Here is a 15,520-nt window from a genome sequence, read left to right on the forward strand (position 1 = left end):
GCTAAACCTTTTTTACGGTATAACTCAAAGTTTACCTAGCCTCGAATGGCCTCACACGAACAGTCAATATATTTTGCATAACAACAATATAATGACCTTTTTAAAATTCTCAGTAAAAATAAAAGGCATCGAATTAATCGATGCTTTTCTTGTTAAAAAATGTCATCCTGAGCTTGTCGAAGGAATTGTAAAAACTGAATTAAAAGCGTTTCGACAAGCTCAACGTGACAAGAGCCAAAGGTAGATTGGTTTATGAGAGACCTCTTACAAAGGGCTTTATTTTTTCAATCCAATTTCTCTTAATCTTTCATCCAGATATTCACCTGCAGTCATATCGCTATATGCTTTTGGATGTTCGGCATCAATGGTTGATGGTAAACTTGTTAAATCCATGTCGCTGCGTGGGTGCAAGAAAAATGGCACAGAAAAACGAGAGGTTTTCATCAACTCTCGAGGTGGATTTACTACTCTGTGCGTAGTCGATTTTAATTTGTTATTGGTTAAGCGTTGCAACATATCGCCAACATTTACTACAATATCAGTATGGTGTGCTTTAATCGGTAACCACTCATTGCTTCGGGTTAATACTTCTAAGCCATCAGCACTTGCGCCAATCAAAAGCGTAATCAGGTTAATGTCTTCATGGGCGCCTGCACGTACTGCATCATCAGGAATCAACTCTGGGTTTTCAATCGGGAAATAATGAATTCCTCTCAAAATTGAATTTCCATTGTGTACGTGTTGATCAAAATAATTAACGGGTAACTCTAAATAAGTAGCAATAGCACGTAGCAGGTGTGTCCCGTTTTCCTGCAGTTTTTTATAGGTATCGCCAGTAACTTTGTTAAAATCTGGTAACTCTTCCAAAACCTCATTGTCAGGATATTCATCTTTCACTGGGTCGCCATCCGTAACTTCCTGACCGATTTGCCAGAATTCTTTTAAATCTGGTGTTTTAGCACCTTTTGCTGTTTCCTTGCCTGCACTGGTATAACCCCTCTGACCAGCCAATTCTGGTTTTTCGTATTTCTTTTTGGTTTCTACAGGAAGTGCAAAAGCCGCTTTAATATTTTCGTAAAGCTTATCTATCAATTCCTGATTTAGACCGTGGTTAGTGATGGTTACAAAACCCGAATCATTGAAGGCTCTGCCTAATTCATCAGAAAATTTTTTACGTTCTTCTTCAGTTCCATTGATGTAAGAACCCAAATCTAAACAAGGAATATACGGTGTAGACATAATTTTATATTTAATGTTGTACGAATTTAAAAAAGAATTGTTAATAAGTGTTGATGTGCAAGATTTTGTGGCTATAATAAACTAATTTACAGTATTTTAAGTTATTAACATCAACAGTTAAACTCACAAAAGGTTAGGTTTGTCATGCAAAATCCATTATTGTTTTGAATGAAACTAGGAATGATTTTATTTCGTAATATAGTATATCAAGCTGGATTGAAAATCTGGTTTATAAAAAATCAACACACAACATGAAACGAATAATTTTAATTTTATTATCAGTCCTGGCACTGAATCAAGTTCAGGCCCAAGGTAAAAAAACAGAAAAGGCAACTTTTGGTATGGGCTGTTTTTGGTGCACAGAAGCCATTTTTCAAAGATTGAAAGGCGTTACAGCAGTAAAATCTGGTTATGAAGGTGGGCGTTTGGCCAATCCAACTTATGAAGAGGTTTGTACAGGGGCAACTGGCCATGCAGAAGTTTTGGAAATTACCTATAATCCGATGGTTATTTCCTACGATGAATTATTGGAAGTTTTTTGGAAAAGTCATGATCCAACTACTTTAAATCGTCAGGGTGCAGATTCTGGAACGCAATATAGATCAGTCGTTTTTTATCATAATGCAGAACAAAAAGCTTTAGCCGATAAATATAAAGCTGAATTAAATAAAACCAATGCATTCGGAAAACCTGTTGTAACGGCTATAGAAGCTGCCAAGCCATTTTATGTAGCTGAAAATTACCATCAGAATTATTATTTAAAAAATGGTAGTGAGCCTTATTGCAGAGCGGTTATTTTGCCTAAAATGCAGAAGCTTGAAAAGATTTTTAAAGCGAAGCTGAAGAATTAGCCTTCTGATTTTGACTATATTCAATAAGATCTTGTCATGTTGAGCTTGTCGAAACGCACTAAGAACCTAGTTTAAAAGTCCTTTGACAGGCTCAGGATGACATTCGTGTATAATAGGTATGGCTAATTTCTTTATTGTTAATTTTGAGACTTAGTAAATGCCGAACCCTTGTTTAATAAACCGTATTGAAGCGATATCCCCCGATTTTTTCTTCATCGGGGATTTAGCGGAAAGACGGGCTACATTTTCCGATTTGCACTTCAGTACCTTTCCAAATCCCTTTTTTAATTTACGAATTGTCAATTAAGCGCCGTGGCAATTAAACAATGAAGCATTTCTGAAACTTTACGTTGGTAAATATTACATTTGCAATATGAATACTGGCTTACAGCTTTATAATACGCTTTCACGCAAAAAAGAACTTTTTCAACCCTTAAATGCAGCCCATGTGGGCATGTATGTTTGTGGTCCTACCGTATATAGCGATGTGCATTTGGGCAACTGTCGTACTTTTATTTCTTTCGATTTAATTTTTAGATACCTCAAATACTTAGGTTATAAGGTGCGTTATGTGCGCAATATTACCGATGCCGGCCATTTGGAAGGCGATAGAGATGAGGGCGATGATAAATTTGCAAAACGGGCAAAGTTGGAGCAATTGGAACCAATGGAAATTGTGCAGAAGTACACTTTAGGTTTCCATGATGTGCTGCGGATGTTTAACACTTTGCCGCCAAGCATTGAGCCAACTGCAACCGGACATATTATCGAGCAAATTGAAATGATTAAAGTAATTATAGCCAATGGTTATGGTTATGAAGTGAATGGTAACGTTTATTTCGATGTAGAAAAATATAGTAAGGAATACAATTATACGATTTTAACCAACCGCAATTTAGAAGACATGTTGAACAACACCCGCGAATTGGGTGGACAGGATGAAAAACGTGGAAGGTTGGATTTTGCGCTTTGGATTAAAGCAAAACCTGAAACTTTGATGCAGTGGCAATCGCCCTGGGGCTTGGGTTTTCCCGGTTGGCATATCGAATGTTCGGCCATGAGTGCAAAATATTTGGGCGATGAATTTGATATTCACGGTGGTGGGATGGATTTAGCGGCAACACACCATACCAATGAAATTGCGCAATCAGAAGCCTGCAGTCATAAACAGCCTGCCCGTTATTGGATGCATACGAATATGCTTACGGTTAATGGAACACGTATGTCGAAATCGGCTGGCAACGGATTTCTTCCATTAGAATTATTTACAGGTGCGCATCCGCTTTTGAAAAAAGGTTATAGCCCGATGACCGTTAAGTTTTTTATGTTGCAGGCACATTACCGCAGCACTTTGGATTTTTCTAATGATGCACTCGATGCTTCGGAAAAAGGATTCCGCAGGTTGATGGCTGCAGTAAGTCTGTTGGATAAATTGGTGGTTTCGGAGCAAAATGATTTCGATATTGATGCACTAAAAGAGAAGTGCATGGTTGCCATGAATGATGATTTTAACAGTCCGATTTTAATTGCTGAATTGTTTGAGGCGGTAAGGATTATTAATACAGTTTACGATGGTAAGGCTAAAATTTCTGCTGAATCACTGGAAAAATTAAAAACGCTTATAAATGATTTCGTTTTTGATATTCTGGGATTGAAAGATGAAGATGCCGGAAGCAATGATTTGAACGGCGTTTTGGAAATGGTGATCGATCTACGCACCGAAGCTAAAGCCAATAAAGATTATGCTACATCCGATAAAATTAGAATTGGTTTGCAGGAATTGGGTATTCAATTGAAAGATAGTAAGGAAGGCACAACCTGGAACAAGGCTTAGGTTAGTTGAAGGCTGGATGGGAATTTTTTCCATATTTGAGTTAAATAATGAATAAAAAACTTTTAATCTTACCCTTGATTGCCATATTGGGTTTTCAGGCTTGTAAAAATAAACCAAATCAATCGTCACAATCTGAAGACAACACGGCAATTAAGCTGGTTTCTCCGGATTTTAATGCCGACAGCGCTTATGCCTACGTAAAAGCACAGGTAGACTTTGGTCCTCGGGTGCCGGGTACGGTTGCACATCAAAAATGTGCTGAATACTTGGTTTCAAAATTAAAATCTTTTGGTGCCATCGTAAAAATTCAGGGAGAAAAAACTCAAACTTACGATGGGAAAACATTTCAGCTGAAAAACATTCTAGCAAGTTTTAATCCTGAAAATAAAACCCGTGTTTTAATTTCGGCACATTGGGATGCTCGTCCATTTTCTGATCAAGATACCAATCCGGCAAATCAGAATAAACCATTCGATGCTGCAAACGATGGTGGCAGTGGGGTTGGGGTAATCTTGGAAATGGCTCGCCAAATTCAGCAAAAAACTCCAAATGTAGGGATTGATTTTGTGCTGTGGGATCTGGAAGATTACGGAAAAGCCAATGATGAAACACCTGATGAAATTACCTGGTGTTTAGGATCACAGTTTTGGGCGAAAAATGCTATTGCAACTGGCTATAAAGCCGCCTTTGGCATAAATCTCGATATGGTAGGTGGTGGAAATGCACAGTTTACGCAAGATGAAATTTCCCGTCAGTCGGCACCCGAAGTAGTTAATCGTGTTTGGGATATTGGAAATGAAATTGGTTACTCGTCGTATTTTGTTCGAATACCGAGCGGCAAAATTGTTGATGATCATTTTTGGATGAACAAAGCAGGCGTACCATCAATCGATATTATTCATTACAATGACAACACTGGCTTCTATATCAATTGGCACACACAGCTTGATAACTTAGCCAATATTGATAAAAACACCTTAAAAGCAACCGGACAAACTGTGCTGGAAACCATTTATAGAGAAAAATAAAATGTGCAATTGTTAATTACTTTTAAAAGCACAACCTTCAAAAAATTTTATATTCGCCAAACATATATCTACAATAAATAATGAAACAATTACTTTCAACTGCAATATTATCACTTTTAGCAATTGGTGCATTTGCACAAAAGAATGACGGTACAACAAAATCGTTGGTAAATGCAGAAAAGGATTTTGCAAAATCTATCGCTAAAAGCGGAGATAAAGAATCTTACTTAGAGTATTCATTAGCAAGCGCTTTGGTTTTCAGACCGAATCCTGTAAATGTAAGAACATTTTATAATGCGCAAAAAACAGATGAAAATACAGTTACCTGGGAGCCAAATTTAGCAAAGGTTTCTCGCAGTGGCGATTTAGGTTTTACCACTGGGCATTATGCTGTTACGGGCTCGGAGAAAAAATATGGTCAGTATTTATCCATTTGGAAATCAGAGAATGGCAAATGGAAATTGGCAATTGATTTAGGAACATCAAGCAATAAACCATTGGATAAAACTGCTGCAAAATTTACCGAACCTAAAGATCATGTGGCGCCAAAATTCATGAACGAAAAACAATTGAAGGCTGGAAAAGACATCATTTCTACAACTGAAAAAACTTTAAATACTTTATTGAAAACGCATGGCATTGCTGCATTTGGTGGTTTTTTAACAGAAGATGCCCGTTTATTATTTCCAGGTAATGAGGCCATTAACGGCAAAGGCAAAATCATCTCATTTTATAATGGGATGATCAGTAAAATTAATTTAAAAACTAACGGTGTAGATAAGGCAATAGGGAGTGATTTAGCTTATACTTATGGTGTGGCTACCGTTGATTATAAAGCTGATTTACGCGAAAGCTTTAATTATGTTTTTGTTTACGAAAAGGCTGCTGATGCAAGCTGGAACTTAATCGTTCAGGCATTTGTACCTGCTGACAGATAGAATTATAGTGTGAATTATTAAGGGCTCTCTATAAAAAGAAGCCCTTTTTTTATGCGCCATCAACTTGTTTTATTGTCATATACGCTCTTTTTTTAGTTCATCTTTCCTTCGGATATAAGTAAAAAGCAAAACCCGACATTAAAAACTGCATTGTTTTTGCGCAACCAAAAAATATATTAATCAATCATTTTACGTTTTAATTTCATGAATAAAAAATTACACCTTTTAATTGCTCTTCTATTTATTTTTCTACAGGTTTCTGCTCAAAAGAGAAAGTTCGATATTCAGGGAAAGGCAGGTGCCCGCGGCATTATGCCAGAAAATACTGTTGAAGGAATGCTCAAAGCATTAGATTTAGGTGTAACCACGCTTGAAATGGATGCCGTTATTTCGAAAGACAAACAAGTGGTTTTATCGCAAGAACCTTATTTCAACAACGAAATTTCGTTAATGCCGAACGGTAAACCAATCTCTTTGAAAGACCAAAAGAAATACAATATTTACAAGATGGATTACACCGAGGTGAAGAAGTTTGATGTAGGAAGCAAAGTTCACGCTCGTTTTCCAGGTCAGGTAAAGTTTAAAGCTTACAAGCCCTTACTTAGTGAAACTATTGATGCAGTGGAGGCTTATGTTAAAGAAAAGAAATTAGCTAAACCTGTTTACAGTATCGAAACCAAAATGATTAAAAATGGGGATAATGATTTTCATCCGGAACCAGCTGAATTTGTAGATCTAATTATGGAGATTGTAAATGCCAAGAAGATTGCAAAGCGTGTGATTATTGAATCTTTTGATATGCGGACTTTGCAATATTTGCATGAGAAATATCCTAAAATACAAACCTCATTGTTAATTGATGAAAAGGAACCTTTTGAAGATTACATTGAAAAATTAGGTTTCAAACCAACTATTTACAGTCCGTACTCGGTTTTGGTTGGGAAAGGATTGGTTGATCGTTGTCACGCCATGGGCATTAAAATTATCCCGTGGACGGTTAATAGTTTGAAAGAGATTAAATATTTTATGAGTTTAGGCGTTGACGGGGTAATCACCGATTTTCCTAACCTGATGGGGCAGTTGAAATAAATTTGAACCACAAAAAAAGCGTCTTGATTTTAACCTCATGACGCTTTTTCTTCTGGCTATATGAACTAGCCAATATAAAATTTCAACTTAATACTAGTGATGTGATGATTCTGCCTCTTCTGCTTTTGAATGTGGTTTTTCTGTTTCATGATGGCCTGAACCTTCAGGTGCATGGACAAAGATTGGTCTGGTGAAAGCCACAAGAAGGATTAAAACGATAATCCATGCTGTTAAAGGTAATGCCCAAATGCCTGTTGTTTGCTGAACTGGTGCGTGTGAATCGTGAGCTGACATGTTAAATATTTTTGATTTGAAAAATTTTGCTTTGTAATTGGCATAAAGATAAGAACTATTTTAAAATTTAAAGATTGATTCCTTTACTTATGCTAAAATACATGAATGGTTTTTATCAGCCATTAAATTGTTCAATCGCTTTTTCAATTTGTCTTCTATGCCTTAAAATATGAACAATGGCATGTTCCATCATCTGTTCTACATCGTATTGTTGCCCCCATCTGGCGTTTATTTTCTTTGCAGCATCAAACTCTTCCAGTCGAATATTGGGATATTGAATGAATACATTTTCGGTGTAGGCAATGGCTTCTTTCAATCTTGAAATATATTGATTTACGTCATCAAATTGCATTCTTACTGGTCGTTCCATATTTACACCAATTGAATTTTCGATATAAATTGCATAACTGAAAATAGATGAATTAACATGCGTTAAAATAGTTTGAATCGAAATACAATCTGTATTTAAGCTTTCAGGCTCGATGGTTTTAGTTAGATAATTAGGGTTTATAGGCTTGATAACTTTTATCAGTTCATCTAATGCTTTCTTGTATTCATCCATTAAAGCAGCAAATGCACCAGAAAGTTTTTGAGTGTTAGCCATTGGTAAAAGGTGGTTTTGTTGTAAATAAGATTTTAAAATTGTTTTGGTTTCAATTTTCGACTGGCAAGCTCAACCACCTCTTCAATTCTTTTAGCTTTTGTTTCAGGTCTTTTTGCAAAAGCAATCCACTGTAAAATTGCTTTTCTAACTGATTTGCTTAAGCCTAAAAAGAATTCTTTCGCCTCTGGTTTTTTATTGAATTCGATGTCTAATTCATTTGGAATCAATAATTCTTCTACTTCATCCAAAATAATCCATGAGCCATTTCTTTTGCCCGGGTAATGCTTTCATAGCCAGCTTCGGTCATTAATCCAGCTTCTATTAATTCTAAAACTTTCACCTTATTAATTTTCGACCAAGCACTTTTGGGTTTCCTTTTGGTGAAAAATTGAATAAATCTTTCTTCATCAATAGATTTTCTGATACTATCAATCCAGCCAAAGCAAATTGCTTCTTCAACAGCTTCAACCCAAGAAATTGTTGGCTTATTAGCGCTCTTTTTATATTGAACAAGCCAAACGGAAGGGATGGATTGATGATTTTTTTCCAGCCACGATCGCCATTCTTTTCTATTTTTTCGATAAATTTTTTCTATTTCGTTGCTGGCCATAACATACAATCCTTATCTCTAAAATACTTAAAAATTTGTAATGATATGTTTAAAACAAAAAACCCATCCCCGTTTTAATTGGAGATGGGTTATCTAATCGGGTTAATGTCTTATAATAAATCTTTAATGATCTTTTCAATGGATAATCCTTCAGCTTCAGCACGATAATTTCTTACAATACGATGGCGAAGAATAGGTTCTGCAACTGCTTGAACATCTTCAATATCGGGAGCATATTTGCCTGAAATGGCAGCATGGCATTTTGCGCCTAAAACCAAAAATTGCGAAGCTCTTGGTCCGGCGCCCCAGTTAATGTATTTATTTACTGCTTCGGTTGCAAATTCACTATTCGGACGGGTTTTAGATGCCAATTTCACGGCATATTCTAAAACGTTATCCGTTACCGGAATATCGCGAATCAGTTTCTGAAAAAATTGAATATCATCTGCATGGATAATTTTTTCCAGCTGGATGGTTCTGTTGCTCGTGGTATTTTTTACAATATTCAATTCATCAGCAAACTTAGGATAGTTTAATTGAATGTTGAACATGAATCGATCCAACTGCGCTTCCGGTAGGGGATAAGTTCCTTCTTGCTCAATTGGGTTTTGTGTAGCCAAAACGAAAAAAGGTTTAGGCAAAGTATGGGTTAGGCCAGCTGCGGTAACCGATTTCTCTTGCATGGCCTCAAGCAAAGCGGCTTGTGTTTTAGGCGGCGTACGGTTAATCTCATCAGCCAAAATAATGTTCGAAAAAACAGGCCCTTTTATAAATTTAAAGTTCCTGTCTTCTCCTAATATTTCAGCACCGATAATGTCACTTGGCATTAAATCAGGTGTGAATTGAATTCTGTTGAAATCTAAATCCAAAACCGAAGCAACAGTTTGAACGAGTAGTGTTTTAGCCAATCCGGGTACACCAACCAGCAAACAATGTCCGTTGCTGAAAATGGCGATTAAAACAGATTTGATGATATCATCTTGTCCAACAACAACCTTACTAATTTCGGTTTTAATTTTGTTGAAGGTATGATGAAGTGCATCAACGGCTTCTACTTCGTTTTTATACTGCATTCGTATTATTTTGCGGCTGTGGCGGTTTTAGTCCAGATTTTTAATTCATCACAGGTATTAAATTCGTCGTCGATTTTAATATATGTGCTTTCACGGCGCTTCTCAAACCATTCGCTTAAAGTACGATTTATTTTATCACTTTGAGCCGCATCTCTGATTTTTGGGAAATCCTGAGCCATGTTTGCTTTGTGAGGCGGAATTTTAGATTTTAAATAAAGTAAACGATAACCTTGTTTACCATCAGGAGCAGTATATAAATCTGGTTTAGAAATGCCTCCAATTTTCATGGTATCAATTACCAAAAACACAGATGGGTCTAATTTATCAATAGGAATAAACGTAGTTCTTGCCTGAACATTCTCGGCATTTAACATCATACCGCCATTATATTTCGATTCTTTATTATCTGAATATAAGTTTGCAGCAGCTGCGAATGATAGTTTGTTAGACATGATTTTATTGTAAACACTATCAGCATGTAATTTTAAACGGGTTAAACTTTCTGGTGTTGTTGCCGGTCTGATTAAAATGTGACGGGCGTGAACCTGCTCACCACGGCGCTCAATTACCTGAAGAATATGGAAACCAAATTCCGTTTCAAATACAGGCGAAATCTCTCCGGCTTTAAGTTTAAAAGCCCAGGCTGTAAATTCTTTGGCCATCATACTTCTGTCGAAAAACCCTAAATCCCCACCATCTGCAGATGATCCTGGATCTTCCGAATAAGTTTTAGCCAATACGCCAAAATCATCACCACCTTTAATTCTCAGGCGTAAAGCCTCAATTTTATCGCGGAACCTTTGTTTTTCTGCCCTTGATAATTTTGGATCAAGAATAACTTCGCCTACTTCAACTTCAGTATTGAATTCTGGAATACTATCACCCAAAGATTTGAAATATTTTTCAACTTCCATTGGAGTTACGTTAATATTTTCGGTGATTTTACCCTGCATTTTTTGAGCGATTAAACCATCTTTAATTGTTGGTCTCATCTCATCTTTATATTGCAAAACAGATTTGTTTAAAAATTGCTCCAAGCGCTCTTGTCCACCGGCACGTTGCATCATCGAACGCATACGTTTATCTACCTCATCGTCCACTTGGCCATCCTCAACCATTACCGAATCGATCTCAGCTTGTTGTTTAAGTAATTTTTGCGTTAAGGTATTCTGTAGAATTTTACATTTAATACTTTCGTTAGGTGGGTTTCCCTGATAAAGGTATTGTGTATATTCCTGGTTCAAATCTGAAAGTAGGATGATATTATTACCTACTACAGCAGCAACTTTATCGATGTTATGTTTCCCTGGCTGGGCATAACTGTTTAAAAATATGCAAATTAATGCTGTTGCTACTAAAAAAAACTTCTTCATTCTATTTATTATATTTTGCAAATTTAATATTAATCTTTTACCAAAATGGATTTACTGTTTTGCGAGTTTTTTCAACTCATTCTCATTGATTTTAATCTGATGCTTTTGTCTAAGTCCGTTAATCCAATTTTCTTCCAAAATTTGCTGGTAATCGGCTACTACCTGCCCTTTAATTTCGCTTAAAGGTTTGTTGTAATTTTGCTGATTTTTGGCGTAAAAACTGGTTATAGCTTGTTCATCATCTTGTGCTTTATTCCAAATTTTTTGTTCAGATACATTAAACATTAAAACGCCCTCTTTATATTCTGTCAGCAAAAAATCGTGGTCTTTATGGGTTGCATTGGCTTTTTTATGGTTTGCTAATGCAGTTTCATAAGTTTTCACTTCTTCCTGATAAACGGGGTTTTTGTCTAAGCCCATTTCTCTGGCATCTAAAACCTTCAATTTAAAGTTGATATAAAGATTTAGGTAGCTTTGCAGGTTGTCATAATCGGCACTTATCGTTCCATTGTGGCTCTTTTTATATGCCCATAAAAATTCTTTAGCACTTATTGATTTACCGTTAATTGCAGCTACGTTTTGCGCAAACGAATAACCGAAAATACAACTGAAAATAAACAAGCAACAAGCCTTTTTTAAGCAGAGCACTCTATAAATTTTAATGGATAAAAGTAACAATTAGCGGCGCTATTATAAGATATTTAACTAATTTTAACAGAAATTATTATCCGGCAAAAATACGAATGGAAAACCAGCTTACCAACAATGCGAATGCTTTACGCTTATTTTTTACTGAAGATGTTTTTTTGGTAAAAGATGAAACCGTAGAAATCACCGCTGTTGATCATGAAAAGCCTGTTTATCATTCAATTATAAATGAAAATGTTTTAGCTGAGGAAAAAGGTTTGGCACCAAAAAATGAGTTAATTTCCATTGAAAAAGTAGATGTAGTTGTTAATACCTATACGCCCAAAGTCGAAATCCCTCATATTGTTGCTGAACCTACAGCCCCAAAAACCTTTAAATTTTTGGGTGGAAACAAAAAATCAGTATTGATTCTGGTGAATGATATTCAGCATGATGTAAGCACAGAGCAAGGAAGGGATTTATTGAGAAAAATTGTAAAAGCAGTTGATTTAAGTACACCTGATTTTGCCATAGTGAATTATGCACAATACGATGGAACAGAATTTAATGAATTTCAGGAATTCTTTAAGCCGGCAATTATGCTTTCATTCGGTGTAGAAATTACCGATTTAAAATTGAACGTTACTTGGCAGAATGAAATCATTCAACATGGAAATACTAAAATTATTTTTGCTCCTAATCTGCATCAATTAGACAGTGATTTGATATCGAAAAAACAACTTTGGGGAAATCTTCAAAAAATTAAGTAATAGAATTCAGGTATTGCAATTGTTTTACTTATTTTCCATCCAACATCATTTATCATGAAAAAGCTTGTTTTTGCAACCAATAATCAACATAAAACTGAAGAAATCCGATTAGCATTAGCTGGAGAATATGAAGTTTTAAATCTGAACGATATTGGTTGTGATGTTGATATTCCAGAAACAGCAGAAACATTTGAAGGTAACGCAACCTTGAAGAGCAAATACGTAATAGAAAATTTTAATTTGGATTGCTTTGCGGATGACAGCGGTTTGGAGGTTGAAGCTTTAAACAATGAACCAGGAATTTATTCGGCAAGATATGGTGGGAGCAGAGACAGTTTAGCAAACATGCAGCTGGTTTTGCAAAAACTCGAAGGTCAAAGCAATCGGAAGGCAAGGTTTAGAACGGTAATTTCTTTAATGCTTAATGGGGAGAATCATATATTCGAAGGTAAAATTGACGGCACGATCAGAGAAAGTTTATCAGGATCGAAAGGCTTCGGCTACGATCCGATTTTCCAACCTGAAGGATATGATATTACTTTTGCTGAAATGGATATGGCAGAAAAAAATACGATTAGCCACAGGGCAATTGCGGTAAAAAAGATGATTGAGTTTTTGAAGAAATAGCAAAATCGTCATTGCGAGTGCCGATTTTTCATCGGGACGCGGCAATCTTCATATTGTAAATAACATTACAAAAGAAAAAGCAACGATTATTGTTGGATTACGCCATTTAAAAAGATGGCCACAAACATCTCAGATGAAAATCAGAGATATTTTCGTAATGACGACCAGCTTTGTAATGACCATCTAAAATATCAGGATTTATAACTTTTGTAGCATCTTCTTCAATGAATCAGCTTTTGGTAGAATTGGTTTGATTCCAAAATTAACCGTATCTAAAGGATTGGCCAGAGGCAGATTCTTATTCAAATTGAAATTAGGCGCTACTGTTTTTTTAACAGGTACTTTACTGGCTGTTGATTTAGCTGGCGTTAACCCTTTATTAGCCAAGTTAGTTTTTGGCAAGGCAGTTTTAGGTTTAGCCCTTACCTTACCAGCCGAACCAATTGCATCTTTTTTAGCTTTCGGTCTTTCTTTCGGTTTCCACGAAAATCCTTTTAACACATTGTCTTTTGCAACCTTACCATCAGGATTTAATGCACCTTCTACACCCTTAATGTAAACAATGTCTTCAATATCGTTCTCATTATCCTGAAAAATAAATTTTATCCTGCTGCTCAGTGTTTGGTTCATTTCTTTATAAAGCTTTGTGCTATCATCCTGAGTGTAATAAATGCTTTCTGCATTACCATCTACATACATGGTTTTCAGCTTGCCGTTTTTAAAGAAACCAGTCATCAACCTACCTTTAATCTGGTTAAACCGCAGGGAGTCTTTTGGTGTGTTCACTAAAAATGCATTTCTGAAGGCCTGGAGATTATTCAGTTTTTTATTTTTAAACTGAACATAAATGGTATCTGCAATTTGTTGCGAACCTTCAGACCAAATGATAGGATTTACAAAACAGCGCAAAGTAGAATCGGCACTGGTGTAAAATAAACTATCGGTTTTAGCCTGAATATTTGTTTTGAAAATCTTTACACCATGATAAGCCTTGATAATACGAGCCTGAACGGTATCTGCAGGGTTGAATTTTGCCGTATCATTTTTTAAACCTGGTTTTAAATTGATCAGGGTTTTATTCAATGCGTCTTTAGTTGCTGTTTTGGGAAGACTTTTCGATAAAGAATCGACCTTGGATGGATCTATATTTTTTATTTGATTTCCAGTTTTAGTAGTAATTTTCTTTGTTAAACTATCCGTTTTTAAAGCTGGTAAATTTTTAATGATTGAGTCTGCTGTGGTTTTTATTAATTTTAGCGTACTATCAGACTTTATTTTTTGAGGACTTTTAATTAAGGAATCAATCTTTAGGCTATCGATGGATTTATTGGGGAATAAGCTTTTTTCATCATTTGGATCAGTCTCGCTTTTAGATTTATTTTTACTTTTCCTATCAGTTTTAGCTTTTTCTGCAACTACATTAATACCTTTTGTTGCCGTTGGTTTGGCTGAACTTTCTTTTTTTTCCTTAGTTCCGCCATTTTCTTCATCATCTTCTCCAACTTCATTATCAGCTTTAATAGAAATTTTAGGGATTAGTTTTAGTGTTTTTTGCAAAACCATTTGAGTTTCCAAAGTATCTGCGCCCATCCATAAACTATCCGGACGTTTTTTCCCCTTTACCAAAATCGAATCTTCAGTTCCAATGCCTAAATAAGCATTTCTGGTAACTAATGTCCGCTGATCAATTTTATAATAGTAGCCTAAATCACCAAACATTTTCATTTTATCTTTCGTGTCAGAAAAGACAATGTTTTTAACGGCTTTGCCTACGCCCCGTTTACCGTAATAATATAAGCTATCGCCTTTTAGCGATCTCGTTCCTTGTGTGTATAGGTTTTTTTTGCCGAAGAAGGCATCTTCAGATGCTGTATTATATTGACCGTTTTCTGTATATAAATTATCGTCTTTGCCTTTAATATTTGTTGGGCCATAAAAAAATGCCCATTTACTTTGAGTGTTGTAACTCATCGTATCAGATTTTATTGTGGTTTGTGGCGTAACTACCACAACATCATATTTAAAATATGCATCATTGGTATTACTGAAATAATATCCGTTTTTACTCGTAAGCGTAACAGTTTGATTCACAATTTTTCCGCCACTTGTATAAGTTCCGATTTTACTTAAGGTGTTATAATCTAAAACATTTGTAGTTAAAACCGATGTGGGATCGACCATTCTTACATTCCCAGTTAAATGCGCCTGCTTTTTATTTCCATCATATTCCAGTTGATCGGAATAAATATCCGTAGTGAGCTGATTGATGTGAACATTTTTAAAAGCTTCGAAATAATTTCGCTCGCTGTAAAACACAGCACTGTCGCAGGTTAATGTGGCATTATCTTGCTGAAAAACAGGATAGCGTAAATAGCTGATTTTATTTTTCGTGTCGCCACTAATTTTGCCAAACGAAACAATTTTGATCTTCGTTGCCTTTTGTTGGCCAAAAAGAAATGCCGGAAAGAATATTAAAAATAAAAAGACAAATAGTTTTTGCACTTTACAAAGTTAGTTTTTTGTTCCGAACGTTCGGAATACCAGTTAAAATTAAATATTTTTG

17 protein-coding genes are annotated in these 15,520 nt (G+C 35.7%); 8 read left to right on the forward strand and 9 right to left on the reverse strand.

Annotation, left to right across the window (positions count from 1 at the left end; all coding sequences use genetic code 11):
• Positions 1–244: hypothetical protein (locus LUA91_RS16455; protein ID WP_231427213.1), on the forward strand; the 244-nt coding region annotated here is incomplete at its 5' end.
• A 32-nt stretch (positions 245–276) separates the two neighbouring features.
• On the opposite strand, the gene LUA91_RS16460 is transcribed toward LUA91_RS16455, so the two are convergent.
• Positions 277–1,239, reverse strand: a complete 963-nt coding sequence (locus LUA91_RS16460) for an isopenicillin N synthase family oxygenase (RefSeq protein ID WP_231427214.1) — start codon at positions 1,237–1,239, stop codon at positions 277–279.
• A 251-nt stretch (positions 1,240–1,490) separates the two neighbouring features.
• On the opposite strand from LUA91_RS16460, the gene msrA reads away from it, so the two are divergent.
• The 5 genes from msrA to LUA91_RS16485 all read left to right on the forward strand — a co-directional run bounded on the left by msrA (position 1,491) and on the right by LUA91_RS16485 (position 6,979).
• A complete protein-coding gene (gene msrA, locus LUA91_RS16465) occupies positions 1,491–2,090 on the forward strand; it encodes a peptide-methionine (S)-S-oxide reductase MsrA (RefSeq protein WP_231427215.1) in 600 nt (199 codons plus the stop codon).
• A 373-nt stretch (positions 2,091–2,463) separates the two neighbouring features.
• Positions 2,464–3,924 carry a cysteine--tRNA ligase gene (gene cysS / locus LUA91_RS16470; protein WP_231427216.1) on the forward strand — a complete coding sequence of 487 codons (1,461 nt, stop codon included), beginning with the start codon at positions 2,464–2,466 and terminating at the stop codon, positions 3,922–3,924.
• A 47-nt stretch (positions 3,925–3,971) separates the two neighbouring features.
• Positions 3,972–4,952: a M28 family peptidase gene (locus LUA91_RS16475; RefSeq protein ID WP_231427217.1), complete on the forward strand. Its 981-nt coding sequence runs from the start codon at positions 3,972–3,974 to the stop codon at positions 4,950–4,952.
• 80 nt (positions 4,953–5,032) lie between these two features.
• Positions 5,033–5,890 (forward strand): nuclear transport factor 2 family protein, encoded by an 858-nt coding sequence (locus LUA91_RS16480; protein ID WP_231427218.1) that lies wholly within the window; start codon positions 5,033–5,035, stop codon positions 5,888–5,890.
• Between the two features lie 204 nt (positions 5,891–6,094).
• Positions 6,095–6,979 (forward strand): glycerophosphodiester phosphodiesterase family protein, encoded by an 885-nt coding sequence (locus LUA91_RS16485; RefSeq protein ID WP_231427219.1) that lies wholly within the window; start codon positions 6,095–6,097, stop codon positions 6,977–6,979.
• A gap of 93 nt (positions 6,980–7,072) precedes the next feature.
• On the opposite strand, the gene LUA91_RS16490 is transcribed toward LUA91_RS16485, so the two are convergent.
• The 7 genes from LUA91_RS16490 to LUA91_RS16520 form a co-directional block, all read right to left on the reverse strand.
• Positions 7,073–7,273, reverse strand: a complete 201-nt coding sequence (locus LUA91_RS16490) for a hypothetical protein (protein ID WP_231427220.1) — start codon at positions 7,271–7,273, stop codon at positions 7,073–7,075.
• A gap of 115 nt (positions 7,274–7,388) precedes the next feature.
• The gene (locus LUA91_RS16495; protein ID WP_231427221.1) at positions 7,389–7,877 is read right to left on the reverse strand and encodes a DinB family protein; all 489 of its coding nucleotides are present in this window, start codon (positions 7,875–7,877) and stop codon (positions 7,389–7,391) included.
• A 32-nt stretch (positions 7,878–7,909) separates the two neighbouring features.
• Positions 7,910–8,125: a YdeI family protein gene (locus LUA91_RS16500; RefSeq protein ID WP_231427222.1), complete on the reverse strand. Its 216-nt coding sequence runs from the start codon at positions 8,123–8,125 to the stop codon at positions 7,910–7,912.
• Positions 8,113–8,487, reverse strand: coding sequence for a YdeI family protein (locus LUA91_RS16505; protein WP_231427223.1), 375 nt, complete (start codon positions 8,485–8,487; stop codon positions 8,113–8,115). The genes LUA91_RS16500 and LUA91_RS16505 overlap by 13 nt, the downstream gene beginning before the upstream one ends.
• Positions 8,488–8,597: 110 nt before the next feature.
• Positions 8,598–9,560: a MoxR family ATPase gene (locus LUA91_RS16510; RefSeq protein ID WP_231427224.1), complete on the reverse strand. Its 963-nt coding sequence runs from the start codon at positions 9,558–9,560 to the stop codon at positions 8,598–8,600.
• A 5-nt stretch (positions 9,561–9,565) separates the two neighbouring features.
• Positions 9,566–10,933: a peptidylprolyl isomerase gene (locus LUA91_RS16515; RefSeq protein ID WP_231427225.1), complete on the reverse strand. Its 1,368-nt coding sequence runs from the start codon at positions 10,931–10,933 to the stop codon at positions 9,566–9,568.
• A 51-nt stretch (positions 10,934–10,984) separates the two neighbouring features.
• Entirely contained in the window at positions 10,985–11,554 is a 570-nt protein-coding gene (locus LUA91_RS16520; protein WP_231427226.1) for a hypothetical protein, read from the reverse strand.
• Positions 11,555–11,676: 122 nt separating this feature from the next.
• Between LUA91_RS16520 and LUA91_RS16525 the strand changes: the two genes are divergently transcribed.
• On the forward strand, positions 11,677–12,330 hold the full coding sequence (locus tag LUA91_RS16525) for a hypothetical protein (RefSeq protein WP_231427227.1): 654 nt from the start codon (positions 11,677–11,679) through the stop codon (positions 12,328–12,330).
• Between the two features lie 54 nt (positions 12,331–12,384).
• The gene (locus LUA91_RS16530; protein WP_231427228.1) at positions 12,385–12,957 is read left to right on the forward strand and encodes a non-canonical purine NTP diphosphatase; all 573 of its coding nucleotides are present in this window, start codon (positions 12,385–12,387) and stop codon (positions 12,955–12,957) included.
• Positions 12,958–13,155: 198 nt separating this feature from the next.
• On the opposite strand, the gene LUA91_RS16535 is transcribed toward LUA91_RS16530, so the two are convergent.
• The gene (locus LUA91_RS16535) at positions 13,156–15,459 is read right to left on the reverse strand and encodes an OstA-like protein (RefSeq protein WP_231427229.1); all 2,304 of its coding nucleotides are present in this window, start codon (positions 15,457–15,459) and stop codon (positions 13,156–13,158) included.
• Positions 15,460–15,520 lie beyond the last annotated feature (61 nt).

It is taken from the genome of Pedobacter sp. Leaf250 (assembly GCF_920984735.1).
In the GTDB taxonomy this organism is placed as follows: Bacteria; Bacteroidota; Bacteroidia; order Sphingobacteriales; family Sphingobacteriaceae; genus Pedobacter.

What these genes read in the sequence shown, in the direction of transcription:
- LUA91_RS16480 (WP_231427218.1), top strand. Translation starts at nt 5,033, where the DNA reads ATGAAACAATTACTTTCAACTGCAATATTATCACTTTTAGCAATTGGT.
- LUA91_RS16475 (WP_231427217.1), top strand. Translation starts at nt 3,972, where the DNA reads ATGAATAAAAAACTTTTAATCTTACCCTTGATTGCCATATTGGGTTTT.
- LUA91_RS16510 (WP_231427224.1), bottom strand. Translation starts at nt 9,560, where the DNA reads ATGCAGTATAAAAACGAAGTAGAAGCCGTTGATGCACTTCATCATACC.
- LUA91_RS16530 (WP_231427228.1), top strand. Translation starts at nt 12,385, where the DNA reads ATGAAAAAGCTTGTTTTTGCAACCAATAATCAACATAAAACTGAAGAA.
- LUA91_RS16485 (WP_231427219.1), top strand. Translation starts at nt 6,095, where the DNA reads ATGAATAAAAAATTACACCTTTTAATTGCTCTTCTATTTATTTTTCTA.
- LUA91_RS16460 (WP_231427214.1), bottom strand. Translation starts at nt 1,239, where the DNA reads ATGTCTACACCGTATATTCCTTGTTTAGATTTGGGTTCTTACATCAAT.
- cysS (WP_231427216.1), top strand. Translation starts at nt 2,464, where the DNA reads ATGAATACTGGCTTACAGCTTTATAATACGCTTTCACGCAAAAAAGAA.
- LUA91_RS16505 (WP_231427223.1), bottom strand. Translation starts at nt 8,487, where the DNA reads ATGGCCAGCAACGAAATAGAAAAAATTTATCGAAAAAATAGAAAAGAA.
- LUA91_RS16495 (WP_231427221.1), bottom strand. Translation starts at nt 7,877, where the DNA reads ATGGCTAACACTCAAAAACTTTCTGGTGCATTTGCTGCTTTAATGGAT.
- msrA (WP_231427215.1), top strand. Translation starts at nt 1,491, where the DNA reads ATGAAACGAATAATTTTAATTTTATTATCAGTCCTGGCACTGAATCAA.
- LUA91_RS16490 (WP_231427220.1), bottom strand. Translation starts at nt 7,273, where the DNA reads ATGTCAGCTCACGATTCACACGCACCAGTTCAGCAAACAACAGGCATT.
- LUA91_RS16525 (WP_231427227.1), top strand. Translation starts at nt 11,677, where the DNA reads ATGGAAAACCAGCTTACCAACAATGCGAATGCTTTACGCTTATTTTTT.
- LUA91_RS16515 (WP_231427225.1), bottom strand. Translation starts at nt 10,933, where the DNA reads ATGAAGAAGTTTTTTTTAGTAGCAACAGCATTAATTTGCATATTTTTA.